General features: G+C 68.6%; 12 protein-coding genes and 1 tRNA gene. 4 read left to right on the forward strand and 9 right to left on the reverse strand.

Annotated elements, in window-relative coordinates; translation table 11 throughout:
* Positions 1–42 precede the first annotated feature (42 nt).
* Both HDA44_RS25835 and HDA44_RS25840 read right to left on the reverse strand, forming a co-directional pair.
* Positions 43–1074: a hypothetical protein gene (locus tag HDA44_RS25835; protein ID WP_184838703.1), complete on the reverse strand. Its 1032-nt coding sequence runs from the start codon at positions 1072–1074 to the stop codon at positions 43–45.
* A gap of 2 nt (positions 1075–1076) precedes the next feature.
* Positions 1077–2138 (reverse strand): hypothetical protein, encoded by a 1062-nt coding sequence (locus HDA44_RS25840; protein ID WP_184838705.1) that lies wholly within the window; start codon positions 2136–2138, stop codon positions 1077–1079.
* Between the two features lie 179 nt (positions 2139–2317).
* Between HDA44_RS25840 and HDA44_RS25845 the strand changes: the two genes are divergently transcribed.
* The gene (locus HDA44_RS25845) at positions 2318–4951 is read left to right on the forward strand and encodes an ATP-binding protein (protein ID WP_184838707.1); all 2634 of its coding nucleotides are present in this window, start codon (positions 2318–2320) and stop codon (positions 4949–4951) included.
* A 165-nt stretch (positions 4952–5116) separates the two neighbouring features.
* On the opposite strand, the gene HDA44_RS25850 is transcribed toward HDA44_RS25845, so the two are convergent.
* Together HDA44_RS25850 and HDA44_RS25855 are read right to left on the reverse strand one after the other, a co-directional pair.
* A complete protein-coding gene (locus HDA44_RS25850) occupies positions 5117–6235 on the reverse strand; it encodes an endonuclease (protein ID WP_319044795.1) in 1119 nt (372 codons plus the stop codon).
* A 394-nt stretch (positions 6236–6629) separates the two neighbouring features.
* A complete protein-coding gene (locus HDA44_RS25855; RefSeq protein WP_184838709.1) occupies positions 6630–7409 on the reverse strand; it encodes a PrsW family intramembrane metalloprotease in 780 nt (259 codons plus the stop codon).
* A 147-nt stretch (positions 7410–7556) separates the two neighbouring features.
* On the opposite strand from HDA44_RS25855, the gene HDA44_RS25860 reads away from it, so the two are divergent.
* Complete coding sequence (locus tag HDA44_RS25860) at positions 7557–11174, forward strand: S8 family peptidase (RefSeq protein ID WP_184838711.1); 3618 nt, start codon at positions 7557–7559, stop codon at positions 11172–11174.
* A 33-nt stretch (positions 11175–11207) separates the two neighbouring features.
* Here the strand turns inward: HDA44_RS25860 and HDA44_RS25865 are convergent, their stop codons facing one another.
* The 5 genes from HDA44_RS25865 to HDA44_RS25885 all read right to left on the reverse strand — a co-directional run bounded on the left by HDA44_RS25865 (position 11208) and on the right by HDA44_RS25885 (position 16482).
* The gene (locus HDA44_RS25865) at positions 11208–12185 is read right to left on the reverse strand and encodes a helix-turn-helix domain-containing protein (protein WP_184838713.1); all 978 of its coding nucleotides are present in this window, start codon (positions 12183–12185) and stop codon (positions 11208–11210) included.
* A gap of 333 nt (positions 12186–12518) precedes the next feature.
* Entirely contained in the window at positions 12519–14360 is a 1842-nt protein-coding gene (locus HDA44_RS25870) for a hypothetical protein (protein ID WP_184838715.1), read from the reverse strand.
* On the reverse strand, positions 14345–15100 hold the full coding sequence (locus HDA44_RS25875; RefSeq protein WP_184838717.1) for an ABC transporter ATP-binding protein: 756 nt from the start codon (positions 15098–15100) through the stop codon (positions 14345–14347). Before HDA44_RS25875 ends, HDA44_RS25870 begins: the two co-directional genes overlap by 16 nt.
* Before the next feature lie 107 nt (positions 15101–15207).
* Positions 15208–16215 (reverse strand): Abi family protein, encoded by a 1008-nt coding sequence (locus HDA44_RS25880; protein WP_184838719.1) that lies wholly within the window; start codon positions 16213–16215, stop codon positions 15208–15210.
* Between the two features lie 183 nt (positions 16216–16398).
* Positions 16399–16482 (reverse strand) — tRNA-Leu (locus HDA44_RS25885).
* Between the two features lie 180 nt (positions 16483–16662).
* On the opposite strand from HDA44_RS25885, the gene HDA44_RS25890 reads away from it, so the two are divergent.
* Both HDA44_RS25890 and HDA44_RS25895 read left to right on the forward strand, forming a co-directional pair.
* Entirely contained in the window at positions 16663–17499 is an 837-nt protein-coding gene (locus tag HDA44_RS25890) for an FhaA domain-containing protein (RefSeq protein WP_184838721.1), read from the forward strand.
* Between the two features lie 10 nt (positions 17500–17509).
* Positions 17510–17992: an FHA domain-containing protein FhaB/FipA gene (locus HDA44_RS25895; protein WP_184838722.1), complete on the forward strand. Its 483-nt coding sequence runs from the start codon at positions 17510–17512 to the stop codon at positions 17990–17992.
* Positions 17993–17999 lie beyond the last annotated feature (7 nt).

Genomic DNA, 17999 nt, shown 5'->3' on the forward strand with positions numbered 1-17999 from the left:
TAGGTCTACCTAAGTAAGCCTAACCCACCCGCCCCAAGGACCTCAGGTTCCGCGGATGTAGAAGGTCTTGCTCGCCGCCGCGATCGAGGCACAGGCCGGTACGTACACCCGGTACGGGATGGAGCCCTTGTACGCCGGCTGCGCGTTGACGGTGTAGCGACCGGATGACCGGACCGCGCCCGTACTGACGTTGCGCCACGCCGAGGCGCCGTACAGCCGCTGCAGGTTGACCGCGCACCCGGTCCGTACGGTGTGGACCGCGCCGTTGACCGGTACGACCGTTCCGATCGGCGCGCTGGTCCGCGCCGGCACCGCTGTCACCGTCGGCTTGATGTACGGCCGCAGCACGACCAGCCCAAGGCCACCCACCGACGCCGGGTTGCCGGGCAGCAGCAGGCAGTTGACCGCCTTGGCGTCGGCAGCCGCGTACGCCTTGGCCACCACGCCGTTCGTGTCAGTGAGGTTTGTGTATCCCGGACCGAAGTACTCGGCGCAGGTGTTGTCGATCCCGAGCACCACCCGCACCCGACTGCCGTACGGCTTGCCGGTCTGCGCGTCCGTGACCGCCCATCTGATCGTGTACGGCTTGTTGTACGGCACGAACTTCGGCGTCACCGAGGCGGTGATCTTCGGCTGGTGCGTGCCCTTGATCGCGAGCGACGGACCGGCGTACGGCGTCGGCGTGGTCATGCTGCCACTGCCCGGGAGGAACGGACCGGTCATCACACCGGTCACCTTGAACGTACCGTTCGCCGTCGACGGCACGTTCAGCACGCCGCTCCACGTACCGTTCGCCAATCGAGGCAGGTTGGTGGAGATCAGCGACCGCTCCTGCCCGCTGCCACCGGTCCGCTCGAGGTACACGTTCACCGAGGTGTTGGGCTCCACGGCGAACGAACCCTTCACTGTCACGGTGACCGGCGCGGTGTTCAGCCCACTCACGGCGACACTGGTCTTGTTCAGCGTGACGGACGTGATGTGCAGATCCGGATCAGGATCGGCGTACGCCGACAGTGGCGTCAGCGCGAGTCCCAGCATCGGTACGGCGAGCAGCGCGGACAGCACTCGTCTCATCTTCACGTCCCTCGGATGGAGAAGCTCTTGCTGACACCTGCGACGAACGGCTGACACGCGGGCACGTACACCCGATACGTAATAACGCCTTTGTACGAAGGCTGTGCGTTCACGGTGAACCGCCCGGACTGCCTGACCTTGCCGTTGCTGACGGTGCGCCAGGCAGTACGCCCGTACAGCCGCTGCAACTGCACCGGGCAAGCGCCGGTCATGTACGCGACCGAACCGTTGACCGGGACAACTGTTCCGACCGGCGCACTGGTCTTCGTCGGCGCGGCCGCTACGGCAGTCGGTCTTGCCGGGAACAGCCACTGGCCGACGATGTAGTACGGGTCCGCCATGATGTGCGCGCAGTTCAGGGCGCCGGCGTCGTTCGCCGTGTACGCCTTGGTGATCACGCCGTTCGTACCGGTTCGGTACATCGGGCTGCCACCTTCGGCGCAGGGCACATCGACCCCGAGTCCGATCGGGATCCGGCTCCCGTACGGCTTGCCGGTGGCCGTGTTCGTCACTGCCCACGTGATCGTGTACGGCTTGCCGAACGGCACCACGCGCGGATTCACGGACGCGCTGATCCGCGGCAGGTTCGTACCCTTCACGGTGATCGTCTGGCCGGAGTACGGCGTCGGGTCGACCGGCGTACCCGGGTTCGGCGCACCGTACGGGCCGGTCATCACGCCGACGACCTTGAAGGTCCCGTTCGCGGTCGACGCGACGTTCAGCCGGCCGGTCCAGGTACCGTTCGCGAGGGTGCCCTCGGTCCGCTTCAGGTCCGCGGACACGATGTCGTTCCGGGATCCGGTTCCGCCGGTGCGGTCGAGGACGACGTTCAGCACCAGGCCCTGGTCACCGGGCTCGCTGGAGCGGTAGCCGCCCTTCACGGTGACATTGATCGGATAGGTGTTCAGACCGGACACCGCCACCGAGGTGCGGTCCAGCGTGACCTGAGTGATCGTCAGGTTCGGGTCCGGCGCGGCCTGTGCGGCGCCGGACGGCAACAGCCCCGCCAGTGGTACGGCGAGGAGCGCCGCGGTCAGCGGCGACAAGGCTCGCATCATTCGCATACAACTGAGAGTGACAGCGGCACCCGGCGCCGCCAAGCATTCCACCCCAAGTCTGCGCGATCGGGCCGCGCCGAATAGACCAGTTGCGAGCGGCCGATTCAACTGTCAGGACCCGACTGTTAACCGGCCGGCCATGTACAGCCCGTGTCGGCGACGGCTACGGTCCGCACCCTGGACCAATGAGCCAGGTCTTCGGTACGGTCCGGCACCCGGCGTATTTCATCCGCCGGGTCGATCGGCTCGGTACTCCGATCTCGCTCGGCGAGACGCTGCCCGAGAGCCGGGCAATCCTTTACACCGGCCCGCCAGGGATGGGAAAGACGACGGAGCTGAACCAGGCCGAGGACCTGGCCCAGCGGCAGGGCTGGACCGCGATCCGGCTGAACGCGTCCGCCGTCCGCCCGATCGAGCACCAGCTCACCGCCGCGGTCCGGGCGAACCTCGACCTGCTCCGGTCCCGCTACAAGGGCAGCGCGGTCCGCGATCTCGCCACCACGGTCCAGGACCTGACGCACAGCGGCCGGAACACCCGGATGGGCTGGGAAGGGCGGCTCGGCGGCGGCATCATTCCGGTCGAGTTCGTCGCCAAGCGGGAGAAGGACACCACCGCGTACGACAACCTCGGCACCACGCTGAACGACTTCGCCGACAAGCTCGCGGCACTGTCCGAGGAGGACGGCAAGCCGATCCTGCTGCTGATCGACAACGTCGACCGGGCGACCGAGGACGACCAGGCCGGGCTGAACGAGCTGGCCATCCACATCGAGGTGATGCACCGCCCGGTCTGGCTGGTCGCGGCCGGTGGCTCGATGTCGACCAGCGCGTTGATGACCGCATCCCGGCGGATGTCCGGGATCGCGACCACGATCAGCAACCAGTTCGACATCCGCGAGCTCGGGCCGCTCACCGCGGACGAGCTCCGGCCGGCGTTGACCGAGCCGTTGATCGCGGCCGGAATCCCGTTCCAGTTCAGCACCGTCGAGCGGTTGCTCAAGGCAGCCAACGGCGACCCGGCCCGGCTCCGGATGCTCAGCGAGGCCGCCCTTGGCTTCCGTGATCCGGTGCTCGGTATCACCGGCACCGCCGGCACCATGGCGACCCTCGGGGTCTACGCCGACGCCGCGGAGTGGTACCAGGGCGCGTGGAATCAGAAGACCACCAGCCACGAGCAGAAGGATCTGCTCGCCCGGGTCGCGGCCCAGGGACCGAACGGGCTGTACATGCCGGCCGACATGGCGGCGGCCGGCGACGACCGGTGGCCCGCGATCGACGAGGCCCGGCAGCAACTGGTGGCGCGGGGCCTGCTCCGCGACCATCCCGGCCAGTACGTCACGATCCCCGACGAGGGATTCCAGGACTGGCTGAACGAGTACCTCGGGCAGACACCGGTGCTGGACGTCGAGCCCGGCCGGCTGGAACAGCTCCGCGGGCAGCCCGCGCTCGCGCCGGCGCACCCGACCGGCGACCGGGCGCTGGTGAACCAGGTGTTCGGTACCTCCCGGAGCCTCGTCCGCCAGGTCGACCGGGTCGACCAGAGCGGCCGGCCCATCTCGCTCGACCAGCGGCTGCCGCGCGGTACGTCGGTCCTCTTCACCGGCCCGCCCGGCATGGGGACCAGCCAGGAGCTGACCCGGACCAAGGCGCTGGCCGACCGGCAGGGCTGGATCACGATCCGGCTGGACGCGTCCCGGCGGGAGTCGCTGGAGGCCCGGGTGATCCGCGCCGTCCGCGGCGAGATGGACGCGATCAAGCAGCGTTTCCCGAGTGGCCAGGTGAAGGACCTGAAGGCGCTGCTGAACCGGCTGGCGGTCCGGACCAGGAACTCGATGAACACCGCCCAGGTCCGGTTCGGCATGTCTCCCGGTCCGAAGGTCGGCGTGCACACCGCCTGGGAAGGCGTCACCAAGGACTCGGTGGGGACGACGCTGAACGAGGTGGCCGCGCAGTTCGGCGCGATGGCCGGTCCGGAGGGGAAGCCGATCCTGATGATGGTCGACAACCTGGACGCCGCCTCGAAGGACGACCTGATCGCGCTCACCGAGTTGTCCTCGCACCTGAGGGAGCAGCGGCAGCCGATGTTCCTGATCGCGGCCGGCGGTGAGGAGGCGACCTCCCGGCTGCTCGAGGCCTCCGGTGGGCGCAACGGCAAGGAAACCAACGAAGTTGCCGAGTTCGACGTCCGGCGGCTGCAGCCGCTGAGTCCGGACCAGCTCCGGGAGGCACTCACCTTTCCGCTGGAGCAGGCCGGGATCAAGTACGAAGCCGCGGCGGTGGACTCCTTGATCGAGGCCGCGAACGGTATTCCGACCCGGCTGCGGACGCTGGCCGGCGCGGCACTCGAGCTGGCCGACCCCGGCGTCGGTATCACCGTGGACGTCGCCGCCGCCGCGACCGCGAAGCTGAACGCGCAGTCCCAGGCGCTGTACAACGCGGCCTGGCACAACTGCTCGCCGGCCGAGAAGCAGGTCCTGGCCAGGACCGCGTCCCACGGTGCGCGCGGGATCGAGATTCCGGCCCGGTCCGAGACGCCGGACCGGTGGTCACTGGACGAGGCGACCCAGAAGCTGGTGTCGCGCGGCCTGCTGACCCGCACCGGTCACCAGATCCGCGTCGCCGACCCCGGGTTCCGCGACTGGGTCCAGACCCGCCTCGGCGTCAACACCGCCCAGACAGGCATCGCGCACCCCACCGCCACCCGGCCGGCGGCGGCCCAGCACGGCGTACCGCACACCCCCCAGCCGGCCACCACCCGCCCAACCGACCGCCGCCCAACCCACCACGCCATCCCCGCCAACCTCCAACCCAACCGCTAACCCCCGCCGTCCCGCTCACCGTCATTTGGGTGGTTAACCTCGCAACCTGCCCCTTCACCTCCCGCATGCGGGAGGTGAAGGGGCAGGCTCAGGGGTTCACCCCTGAAATGGCGACCGGCCGGCGGGTGGGGCAGGGGCCGGGGTGGGGTTAGAGTCGGGGTGGGGTTAGGGCCAGATGGAGTTGATCCACTCCGGGTGGTCGATGAACGGGTTCCGGTTGTGCTGGAACTGGGAGTAGATGACCTCGTTGCGGTTCTTCTCGAACGCGTCCGGCGGGTCGCCCGCGGCCCAGGCCTTCAGTACCGACAGTTTCCCGATGTACGGGGCGGTGCCGTTGCCGACCGAGTTGTTCAGTTCCAGGTTCGCGAAGCCGTCGCCGCCCTCGTACCGGACGGCCATGTAGAAGATCATCCGGGCGACGTCGCCGCGGACGGCCGGGCGTGGCGCGAACGAGTCCGCGTCCGCGGTGCAACCGGTGCACTGGGCAACCGCCGTACCGCCGTTGTCGAAGTCGAGGTTGCCGCGGGCCGAGTTGACCGACACGTCCTCGGGCCGGAGATGGTGTACGTCGGTACCCGGGCCGGTCGCCGTACCGAAGTCGCCGTGTGACTTGGCCCAGACGTGCTCGCGGTTCCAGTCGTCGACGCCACCGCCCTGGCTGCTCTTCGGGATCGAGCGGCCGGAGTAGATCTCGATCACGTTGTTGCTGTTGTTCGGGTCCTGGTCGGTGACCTTCAGCGCGTCCCACACCTGGTCGTACGTGAGCTTGGTCTGCTGCGAGATGATCGTGTGCAGCGCGGCCTTCAACTCCGCACCGGTCTTCCCCGCGGCACCGGCGTAGTAGTCGCCAGGATCACCGGGGTCCGTACTGCCTCCGCCGCCGGTGAAGGCAGTCGCGTTCTTCAGCCCAGGGTGCGTGAAGTACGCGGCCAGCGTGCCGGTGACGGTGATCTGCTTGCCGAGCAGACCAGGATTGCTCTGCAGCCCGTACGCCGCGCGGAAGGCGGTTGGGATCTGCACGTACAGCATCGACGACGTACTCGTCTGGGTGGCCGAATCGGCGAGCGCCAGCGCGTAGTCGTTCGGGAAGTTGCCGCGGACAACCGTGCTGGTGGCGGTCGGCTGACCGACCACGTACCCGGTGACGGACGCGGTGGAGCTGTCCTGGCGGCCGATCGCGGTGGCGACCGTGATGGACGTGGCGGCGCTGGACGGCGTGCTGCCGAAGCCGAGCAGCGCGAGCACCACGGTGACAAGCAACGCGGGACGGAGGAATCGGGACACGGGTACTCCCAGGGGCGGTTGGGGACCGGACTGTGGTCAGTCTGCCCAGCAAGCCGGGCCGACGAACATCCGGATCGCGAACACCGCGTGAAGAGTCGAGCCCGGAGAGTTGAGCGCGGGGAGTTGAGCGCGGAGAGTTGAGCCGGTGGGGCGGTGAACGAGTGAGTGTCGTTCATCGCCCCACCTGGGTGGATGGGCCCCCATCAGGCCATGACGCGTCGCCACAGCCTGCTCTGCCCACCCACCAGCGAGGTGCCACTGGCGGGCAGCACCTCACCGACCGAGCTGGCGTGGTGCGGACGCCGTTTACGGACCGTACTCACTCCGGCACGCAATGTCCATGGGTCGTTCGAGCCATCTCAGCCTCCAGACCGATGCTTGACAGCACAGCGGTTCAGGCCTGGCCCACCTCCACGCGTTGCGCGCGTTTCAGGCCGATCAGCAACAGACCGATCGAGATCGCACCGACCACCGCGTACGTGACCCGGCCGCCGATGCCGTCCCAGGTGGTGTGCAGGGCGACGGCGAGGGCGTACATGCCGAGGAAACCGGCGAATCGCTTGCCGGTCGGCCGCATCACGAACCGCCACAGACCCCAACAAGTCAAACCGGTCCAGGCCGCATGCCCGGCCGGCGAGAGCAGACCGCGGATGAACAGCGTCTGCTCGGCCGCACCCACGTTTCCACCCGACTGGAGCAGCGCGACGAACGCGTACCCCATCGTCTCGAGCACCGCGAACCCGGTGCCGACCGCGATCCCGATCACGATCCCGCGCCCGACCGACATCCGGTAGCGGTGTCCGAAGAACACCACCAGGACAGCCGGTACGACCAGCTTGGCGGCCTCCTCGATCAGCCCGACCCCGAGCATCGGCAACGTACCGAGCCCGCGCATCGCGTCGTACTCGAGCAGGCCCGCGACGACCACCCCGACCACGCCGCCGAACAGCAGGCACCCGCCGAGCGTCGGCCCGTCGATCAGCCACCGCCCGGACCGCCCGGCCGCGAACGTCACGAACGTCAGCGGGACCACCAGCGCGCCGAGCAGGATCATCGTCGGGAACAGATTCGGATTCCCGGTGTCGGTCAGCACGACCAGGACGGCGAGATACAGACCCCCGCCGATCAGGAATGTGCCGATCCAACCCCACCTACGCAGAACTTGCTGAGTCATGGGCGCCTCCGCGGCTGGACTGTCCCTCAGTATGGCGCGGTTGCGCCATGTCCCAGGGACGGCAGCGATGGACAAGGGGTAATCCCGTGACGGGATTGCAAACTCTCTCGAAAGGCTTGCCCCAGCCGGTCGAAGGAGAATCCGCCTATGTCCTCCCCCAGTCGTATCGTCGCGCTCACCACCGCGGCGGTGCTTGCTCTCGGCGCGGCGACGGTGATCCCGTCCGCCGCGGCGCCACCACCCCGGCCACCGGCCGGCAGCCTCGGCACCAGCGCGACGTCCGTGGTCACGCTGATCACCGGAGATGTCGTCGAGGTGACCGACGCGGGCGGCGGCAAGAAGGCCGCCACTGTCCGCCCGGCCGCCGGCCGCGAAGGGGTGTCGTTCCACACCGTCGAGGCCGACGGCGGCCTCCGGGTGCTGCCGAGCGACGCCGTGCCGTACATCTCCACCGGTGTCCTGGACGTGAACCTGTTCGACGTCGACGAGCTGATCGCGGACGGGTACGGCGACTCGGCCGCCCGGCAACTCCCGCTGATCGTCAAGGACACCCCCGGCGTACACAGCGCCCAGGCCCTCGCGGGCACGACGACCACCCGCCAGCTCCCGTCCATCAACGGCCGGGCCGTCGACGCGGCGAAGGACCAGCTGCCGCAGCTGTGGAAGTCGCTGCAGCCCAGCTCCGGCGTCAGCGCGCTGAGCAGCGGCATCAGCAAGATCTGGCTGGACGGGAAGATCCGCCCGGTACTGGACAAGAGCGTGCCGCAGATCGGCGCGCCGGACGCGTGGAAGGCCGGGTACGAGGGCACGGGCGTCGAGGTCGCCGTCCTCGACACCGGCGTGGACGCGACCCACCCGGACCTGACCGGCAAGGTCAAGGAGAGTCAGGACTTCTCCGGCAGCCCGAGCGGCACCGAGGACCACTTCGGTCACGGCACCCACGTCGCCGCGACGATCGCCGGTACTGGCGCGGGAGCCGGCGGTACTCGCAAGGGCGTCGCGCCGAAGGCTGACCTGCTGGTCGGCAAGGTGCTCGGCGACGACGGTTACGGCTACGACTCCTGGATCATCGCCGGGATGGAGTGGGCCGCCGCCGAAGGCGCCAAGGTGGTCAACATGAGCCTCGGCGGTGAGGCGACCGACGGCACCGACCCGCTCAGCCAGGCGGTGAACGACATCACCGCCCAGACCGGCACCTTGTTCGTCGTCTCGGCCGGCAATGAAGGCCAGGACGAGTCGGTCGGTACGCCAGGTGCCGCGGCGTCGGCCCTGACGGTCGGAGCGGTGGACCGCGAGGACAAGCTCGCCGACTTCTCCAGCCGCGGCCCGCGCCTCGGCGACTCCGGGCTGAAGCCGGAGATCACCGCGCCGGGCGTGGGCATCATCGCGGCCCGCGCGTCCGGCACGGACATGGGTGACCCGGTCGACCAGCTCTACACCGCCGCGTCCGGTACGTCGATGGCCGCGCCGCACGTGGCCGGCGCTGCCGTCCTGCTCGCGCAGCAGCACCCGGACTGGAAGGCCGACCAGCTGAAGAACGCGCTGGTCAGTACCGCGAAGACACAGCCGGACCAGACCGTGTACGCGCAGGGTGCGGGCCGCGTCGACCTGACTCGCGCGGTTGCTCAGAAGGTGACGGCCAGCGGCGTCGCCGACTTCGGTACGCAGACCGCCGAGGCGGGTACGCGGACCATCACCTACCGGAACGACTCCGGCAACGCGATCACGCTGAACCTGTCCGTCCAGGTCACGAACCTGGATGACAAGAAGCCGGCCACCGGCTTCGGTCTGCCCGCGACCGTCACGGTCCCGGCCAACGGCGCCGCCGACGTCGCCCTGTCGCTGGACCCGGCGAAACTCGGCCGCGGCCAGTACAGCGGCTGGATCGTTGCCACCGGCCCCGATGGTGTCGTCACACACACCGCCGTCGGCGCGCTCCGGTCCGGCCCAATGCACAAGGTGACGCTCCGGGCAGTCAGTCTGGACGGCAAGCCCACCGGCTCACCGGTCGTCTCGTTGTACGGCGACAACTCACGTTCCGACGTACTCGCCTGGATCCGGAACGGCTCTTCGTACACCGCCGAGGTGGAGGAGGGTACGTACCTGCTCCACTCGCTGGTGGAGCACAACGATCCGCAGGACGAGCAGGCCAGCCTGTTCACCGATCCGAACGTCCAGATCACCAAGGACACCGAGATCGTCATCGACGCCCGCAAGGCGGTGCCGATCAGCATCGAGACGCCGAAACCCTCCGAGCAGCAGGCAGTGCTGAGCTACTACGTGCACCGCGTGTACGGCAACGGCCGCTCGATCAGTCACGGTGTGATGCACTTCAGCACGGTCCAGCAGGTCAACGTGACGCCGACCAAGCCGGTCAAGGACGGCAGCTTCGAGTTCTCGTCCCGCTGGCAGCTGGTCGCGCCGATGGTGCAGGCGTCGATTCCGGGAGTGTCCGGTCCGCTGGACATCAATCTGCTGCACCGGTCGCCGTCGTACGAAGGTAAGAAGCGGTTCCCGCTCGTCACCTCGCTGCAGCAGGCGAAGGGCGCGGTCGTCGTACTGGACTCCGACAGCGAAGAGGAGCAGATCAAGGCAGCAGCCGATGCCGGTGCCGCGGCGGTCATCCTGGTCCGCCCGGCCGACTGGACCGCGTGGACGGTCTGGCGACCGATCGGTGACCGGGAGCCGATTCCGGCGATGGTCACCACGTTCAAGGACGGCCAGAAGCTGACCGATCGGGTCCGGCGCGGCAAGACGTCGATCGATCTGACCCTGACGACCTCCAGCCCGTACTTGTACGACGTACAGCAGGTCTCCACCGGGTTCATCCCGCCGAAGATCAACTACAAGGTGACGGCAGCGAACAGCCAGCGCATCACCACCCGGTACGCGGACAACGGTGGCTTCAACTGGGCGAAGGAGCAGCGCTTCGGCTGGCGTCCGTGGCAGGAGTACTCATGGAACGACTCCCAGCGGTTCGTCGAGACTCCGAAGGTCCGTGAGGAGTGGGTGACCTCTGGCGACTCGCTCTGGCAGCACCGGGTGCACCACTTGTACACGTGGGACACGATGAACCCGCTGAACGGTGGCATGACGTCCGTGCCCACCAGCTACCGATCCGGTAAGTCGGACGAGACGTGGTTCGCGCCGGTGGTCCGTCCGGCCGCCGCGCCTGGCATACCGTCCACTCGTACCGGTGACCGGCTGTCGCTCCGGATCCCGAACTTCGTCGACGCGTCCGGGCACTACACCCGCGGCGAGACCACCTCGTCGTCGGCGAAGCTGTCCCGCGACGGCAAGGTCGTCGCGGAGCTGCCGAACGGCTGGGCGGACGTGATCACGTCCAGCGGCGACGCGGCGTACAAGCTGGATCTGTCGACCGAACGCATCGACAGCGAAGGGGAGTGGAACTGGGGTACGCGCACGGACACCTCCTGGGAGTTCCGGTCAGCCAAACAGCCGGATGACAAGGCGGTACCGCTGGCACTGCAGCAGGTCGACTACAAGGTGCCGGTTGATCTGACTGGCCGGGTCAGCACGCGTACGCATGTTGTCGGCTTCGAATCGCCTCGTGCGAGCTCACTGCAGGCCTGGGCGTCGTTCGACGAAGGCAAGACCTGGAAGCGGCTGGCTGTGGTCGGTGCACTGGGGCACTACGTGGCTGTAGTACCCAACGCGCACGACACGGTCTCGCTGAAGGTGACGGCGAAGAGCGGTAGCGCAAGCATCACCCAGACGGTGATCCGCGCGTACGGCGTTCGCTGATCTCTGTGGGCCGGCGCTCCGGCGCCGGCCCACTTACAGCCAGTTGCGTTTGGCAGCTTGAAAGGAGAGTCCGGTCCGGGTGTCCACGCCGGCCATGGCCATCAGCCGGTCCAGCCGCCGTTGCACCGTACGCCGACTGATGCCCAGCTGGGTGGCTATGGACTTGTCCGGAACCCCAGCCACCAGCAGGGACAGCAACAACCGCTCCGAGTCGTCCAGCCCATCCACTGTCTGCGTCTGGTCCGGCTGGAGCCGCACTGGTGTCGCCGCTTCCCAGTAGCTCTCGAACAGCGCCAGCAGCGCGTCAAGCAGCTGACCACGGCTGATGATCGCCGCGGACGGTTCACCGAGCTCCGGCTCGTCATCGCGGACCAGCGGGCAGATCGCTGTGGACCGGTCGACGATCGCGATCCGTACCGGCAGCGTCGGCAGTACCCGCGCCTCTTCGCCCCAGCTGACTCCTTCGGCGATCGAGTCCAGCTCACCGGGTGTCTCGACCAGCGCGCGCTCGTAGATCGCCCGGTACCGGACGCCGCGCGACAGGGCGCCGTACTCCTCGGTGTTCTCGGCACCTTTCATCGCCATCGGGTTCGCCCGGCAGAACCAGAGGATCTCCTCGCGGGCCGCGTTCTGCAGGTCGCGGAGCCGCTCGCGGAGCGTGGTGGCGCCGACGATCACCTCGACCAGGTGGTGCGCGTCGCGACGGCTCGCGCTGGCCCGGAACTCCTCGCTGAGCGCGGCGACCGTCTTCCGGGCGGCCTCCAGCGACTCCTGCCGGCGCAGCAGCGTGGTCCCCAGAGCGACGTCCGGCGGCAGCGGCCGGAACACCGGCTCGTCGGCCGGCTGGACCGTGACCAGCCCCTTCGCCTGCAACCGCTGCAGCACCTCGGCGGCCTCGTGCGGCGCCAGCTCGGCCACCTCGGCGAGCTCGGCGGCCCGCGCGGCGGACAGGCCGACCAGCAGCCGATAGGTCTGCTCCTCGCGCGCGTCGAGCAACGAACCGTCCTGCATCCGCCCCACCTCCGGGCACCACCTAACAGCCTTACCGATCAGGAAGCGAGCGCTTTCCAACTGGCACTGATCAGCCACGGCACCAATCAGCCATCACGGCAAGGCTGAGGACCCGTCACTTTCCCGACCGAACGTCAGCGGAACTCGCCGCCGCACCCACCGCACGGCCACCGAACGGCCCACCGCCCCGGGAGAGAGAACCAATGATGAGCGTCACCGACTACGCCGGCATCGCCGGACTGATTGCCGCGGCCGCGGTTGCCATCTGGATGCTGCGCAACCACCGCACCATCGCCCGCACCGTCGCCCCGAACGCCCGGCACCGCGGCTCGCCTACGCTGCGCCTACCGCGACAGACGCACCCGGAGCGTGCTTCCTCGCGTAGTAGTAAGTGAGTCCGCCGAACGCGTACATGGACAGGCCGAGCGCGCCCATCAGTACGATCACCACCCACTGCCACGCGCCCTCCTGGTAGAGGGCCAGGAACCAGGACTTGCTGCTGTTGCTGCCGGTGAGCTTGATGACCAGCGGCACAACCGACTGTGGGATCAACGGGATCGCGCCGAACCCCAGGCAGAAGCCGGCCAGGGTGCGCCGCCACTTGGGCAACGCATCGAGCCCTGCAGTCTTCTTGGCCTGCTCCGCGGGCGATCTGCCATGCCTGAGCAGGGTGAGGAGCTCAGGACCCTTCTGCTCGAGACGCCGGGCGGTGACCCGGCCGAAGTACCACCAGAACAGCGCGCCGGACAGTAGCCCGACCGGTACGCCCCACCAGCCGGTGTAGAGCGCGACGATCAGTGCCGGGGCACAGGAGGTCGCCACGGCGATCAGCATCACGTAGACGATGCCCATCGTTTCGCCCTCGTTCTCACCCGTGTTGAGCGGGTTCCCGGATCGCTTGTGCGCGTCAGTTGTCGGTACGGCGGAGTACACCGAGCACGCGACGATCAGACCGGCCGCACCACCGAGCAGCGCGGGCAGCACGCTCAGTACGAGCGGCCACGCACTGGCGACGCCCGACCACCAGGTGAGTACCACGGTGATCGCCAGCGTCACCGGGCCGAACGCCAGCAAGAACGCGCGCTGCCTGGCGCGTACATCCGGACGGCTCGCGCCAGGCGTCATCACGGTCGTCCACAGCGCCGTGCCGTCCGCGCCGTACAGGTTGCAGCTCATCGAGCCGGCCATGATCACTGCCGCGGGGCCGGCCCACGGGAGCATTGACTTCAGTCCGATCGCCAGTGGCATCAGACAGAAGAACAGCCCGTAGGCGATCGCGAACACGGCCCGGTGTCCGTACAGCAGGTCTCTGGTCCAGGAGCGCAGTTCCTTCGCGGCGGCGGCGCCCTCCGCGGTGCTTGCAGTCAGCTGTCGCCTGGGGGTACGACCTGCCCGGTTGGCTGTTGTCCGGCGTACCAGCAGGGCTGACCAGACCAGCAGCATCACCAAGGCGAGCACCGCGAGCCCAGCAAGCGCGGCGAGGAGCTGGAGCCAGTCGCCGCGTCCGGCCGCCTCCACCGCCGTGAAACCCCAACCAGACGGCGCGAACCGGGCCGCCTTCGCGATCGTGCCTTGTACGTCGGTCGAAACGAACGCCGCGATCAACGCCCACCCCTGCGCGGCGAAGGCGAGGATGAACGCGTTGACCAGCGCCGCGATCACCGCACCGGCACGCGCCTGGAGCAGCACGCCGTACACCGCCACGGCCAGCCGGGACGCCAGGACGAAGCAGAACAGCTGCAGCAGCAAGGCCGGCACCGCGACCAGTGCCGCAACGACGCTGAGCTGACCACCCAGGATCACCAGACTGACCAGGGCGATCAGGCTGATCACCGGCGCGACACCAGCGAGCGCCGCCACCAGCAGACCGCTGGAGAGCGTGCGCGGCGACAGCGGGAGCATCGTGAAGTACTCCGGCTTGAGCGTCTCGTCGCCACCGCCCGCGAACAACGGGCCGACCACCCAGCCGAGCATCCAGAGCGCGAGCACGACCACCAGCACGTCCTGCTCGCCCCGTGCGGCGAGCCAGATCGTGCCACCCGCGAGTACCAGGCCGATGAACGCGCCGGTGATGATCCAGGATCGGCGCAGCTGGTCCCGCAACGCGTGCCGGAACGACGCCAGCCGCATCCGGACCAGCGTGCGCGACGTCTCGTACGTCAGCGCGAGAGCCATGTCAGCCCCTCCGCGCCCTTCGTCGAGGCACCGACCAGCGCCACGAACGCGTCCTCCAGGCTGCCGCCGGCGCGTACCTCCGAAACGGTGCCCGAGGCAACTACCTTTCCGTCCGCGACGACCGCCACCCGGTCACAGAGCTGCTCGACCAGCGCCATCACGTGACTGGACATCACCACTGACCCGCCACCGGCGATGAACCGGTGCAGGATCGTCCGGATGGTTGCCGCCGACACCGGATCGACCGCCTCGAACGGCTCGTCCAGCACCAGCAGCCGCGGCGCGTGCAGCAACGCGACCGCGAGCCCGAGCTTCTTCCGCATGCCGGTCGAGTAGCCGATCACCTGCTTGTCGTCCTCGTGATCGAGCTCCAGCACCTCCAGCAGCTCGGCCGCCCGCGCCCTCACCTCGGCTTCCGGAATCCCGCGCAACAGGCCGAGATAGGTCAGCACCTCCCGGCCGGTCAGCCGCTCCGGCATCCCGAGCCCGTCCGGCAGTACGCCGACCAGCGCCTTGGCCTTGGCCGGCTCCCGCCAGACGTCGGCGCCGAAGATCCGCGCCGTCCCCGCGTCCGGCCGCAACAGCCCGACCGCCATCGACAGCGACGTCGTCTTCCCGGCGCCGTTCGGCCCCAGCATCCCGAAGAACGACCCCGCCGGAACACTCAAACTCAACCCGTCAACCGCCCGCTGCGCCCCGAAAACCTTGGTCAGCCCATCAAGCTCGAGTGCTTCGCCCATACCCCGAACTCTGTCACCAACCCCCCGCCCCAGACGTCACCCGTCCGGCTGACCCACCCCATCCCCCATCAGGCCAGCCACCCAATCCGGTCCAGTCCGGACACTGCCTACACCGGTCGACCGACGGCGGCCCAGAGAGGTTGCCCGTCCCAGGCCGCCGGGAATCCCATGCTCTCGATCGGCGACAAACCGGGCGCGAGCGGGAACTGGCGGACATGGTCCAGCACTGAACCCGGCCAGTTGCTGTCCGATCCGAGCGAACCCAGGAGGTACGCGGTGATCGCGAGGCTCGAGTAGACCTTGTCCGTCGGAACCGTGCCCGCCAAATGCGCCAGCCCCGACCCCACCTGGTGTCGATTGAATCGCCGCACCTTGTACGTCATCGACCGGTTCCAGAGGCGGGCGTGATGGGCGGCGACGTTCCGCAGGTAGTTGATCGCCTCCAGCCAGCTCCCCGCCAGTCCGCCGCCTTTGATCCCCAGTTCACGGGCGATGACCGTCCGGTCCTCCGGACGCATCAGGTTGAACAGCCGCACCAGCGCACCGAAGGTCAAGAGCTCGACGGCGATCCAGACCGGGAGTTCGTCGTACTTGTGGAGATTGTGGCGGACGAAATCCTCGCGAGACGCGTCACGAACCGACCGCTGGTAGTTGCGTAGCCAGACCTGGTGCCGAGTCTCGCCGACGGCACGAACCCGGGAGTGCGCCTGATTACAGGCGGCCGCGTCGAGCGACGCCACCCGCAGGTGCCCGAACGGATCCCGTTCGCCGAGAACGTACGCGATCTTCGTCCGGAGGCCCACCTCCACGGTCTCGACGGCGTCGAGCACCAGCAACCGCAGCAACCGGTCGAACCGCCAGAGGCTCGCAATCTGCGCGAAGGTCGTGCCGGGCACGATGGTCTCGGACCGGTAGTGCGCGGGGGTGGCGACGGCCTGCCGATCCGGCGGAAGCAGCTCGCGGAACGGGTAGACGTACGCCGACAACCGGTAGTAACCGACGGCTTGCAGCAGGCGAAGCGCGGCGGCTTCGTCCCCGATCTCCAGCCCGCGGCCGCGCAGGAGCTTCAGCTGGTCCTCGTACCGCAGATGAGGCTTGGTGTAAGGGACGGGCACGGGCGGACGCTCCAAAAGAAAACCGGCCCTTGCAGCCGATATCGACTAGCAGCGGGGCCGGTGTTGATGACGCCATCGTAACAGAGGGTGCCCAGCACCGGCCAACGCCGGCGATCTCATCCGAAAGGAGGAAATGTGGGGGGAACGCAAAAGTCCCGGTCGTTGTCGACCGGGACTTGCTTGTGCGCGAGGGGGGAGTTGAACCCCCACGCCCTTTCGGGCACACGGACCTGAACCGTGCGCGTCTGCCTATTCCGCCACCCGCGCGCTGCCGCCTGAGATGCTGTCCTGGCGACGAGGAGAAACAGTAGCACGGGTTTCGCCGGAGCTTCACATTGCGGGTTGGGTCGAACCTCCCGATACGATCGATCGTCGTACCCGGTGTGTCCGCCACGACCGGTGGATGTGATGGACCGAGTACCGCGTACCGACCGTGGAGGAGGAGGCGTGCGACCGCTGCAGCGCTTCGAGCGACGCCTGGAAGGCATTGTGAGCGGTGTCTTCGCGCGCGCTTTCAAGGGTGATGTCGAGCCGATCGAGCTGGCCGCGGCACTCAAGCGTGAGATCGACAACACTGCCCGGATCCTGTCCAGGGACCGGCGGCTGGTGCCGAATCACTTCACCATCGAGCTCGGTCCGGACGATTTCGAGCGGCTGAACGCCTACGGCCGGACCCTGAACCACGAGCTGGCGAACGAGCTCCGCGACCACGCCGACATCCAGCGGTACACCTTCTCCGGGCCGATCGACATCGAGTTGGTCCAGCACGAGGAGCTGCCGACCGGTAAGTTCCGGGTGGTCAGTGAGACGGTCGGTACGCCCCAGCGGCGGCCGGCCGGCTATCAGCAGCCCGAGCCCCAGCCCTACCAGCAGGAGCCCTACGTGCCGCCCAACGAGCCGGTCGTGCAGAGCCCGCCTCCGCGCCAGCCGCAGCAGCCCTCGCCGCGCCGCGGCCACCCCCAGGTGATGCTGGAGGTGAACGGCCGCCGCCGGCCGGTGAACCCGCCGGGCGTGGTGCTCGGCCGGGGCACCGACGCGGACATCCAGATCAACGACCCGGGCGTGTCCCGGCGGCATGCCGAGATCCGGCTGATGCCGGAGGGCCCGGGCGGTATCCGGGTGGTGCTGGTCGACCTCGGTTCGACCAACGGCACGCTGGTGAACGGCCGCCGGAGCGCGGAGGCCGAGCTGGTCGACGGCTCGACCGTCCGGATCGGCAACACGACCATGACGCTGCGTCTCGCGGACGAGCCGATGGCCCAGCCGCCGAGCAGCGGGTGGTGACTGACCTTCCATGTCGGAACTGACCCTGACCCTGATCAAACTGGGGTTCCTGGCCCTGTTGTGGATGTTCGTCCTCGCGGTGCTGTCCGTGATCAGGTCCGACCTGTTCGGCGCGAAGGTGGACAGCCGGGCCGCGGCACCGGCCGCGCCCGCCGTCACCCGGACCCCGAAGCCCACCAAACCGGCGAAGAAGCGCAAGGGCCTGCCCGCCTCGGTGACGATCGCGGACGGCCCGCAGGCCGGTGTCGGCGCCTCGCTGGCGGACGAGCCGGTGATCATCGGCCGTGGGTCGGACTGCCAGATCCGGCTGGACGACGACTACTCGTCCACCCGGCACGCCCGGTTGTTCCTGTCCGAGGGCCAGTGGTGGGTCGAGGATCTCGGCTCCACCAACGGCACGTACCTTGACGGCCAGCGGGTCACCCGCCCGGTCCCGGCCGAGATCGGCGGTTCGATCCGAATCGGCCGGACGACGCTGAACATCGCGAAGTAGGCCTGCC

The sequence above is a fragment of the Kribbella solani genome, from assembly GCF_014205295.1.
GTDB classification, from domain to species: Bacteria; Actinomycetota; Actinomycetes; order Propionibacteriales; family Kribbellaceae; genus Kribbella; species Kribbella solani.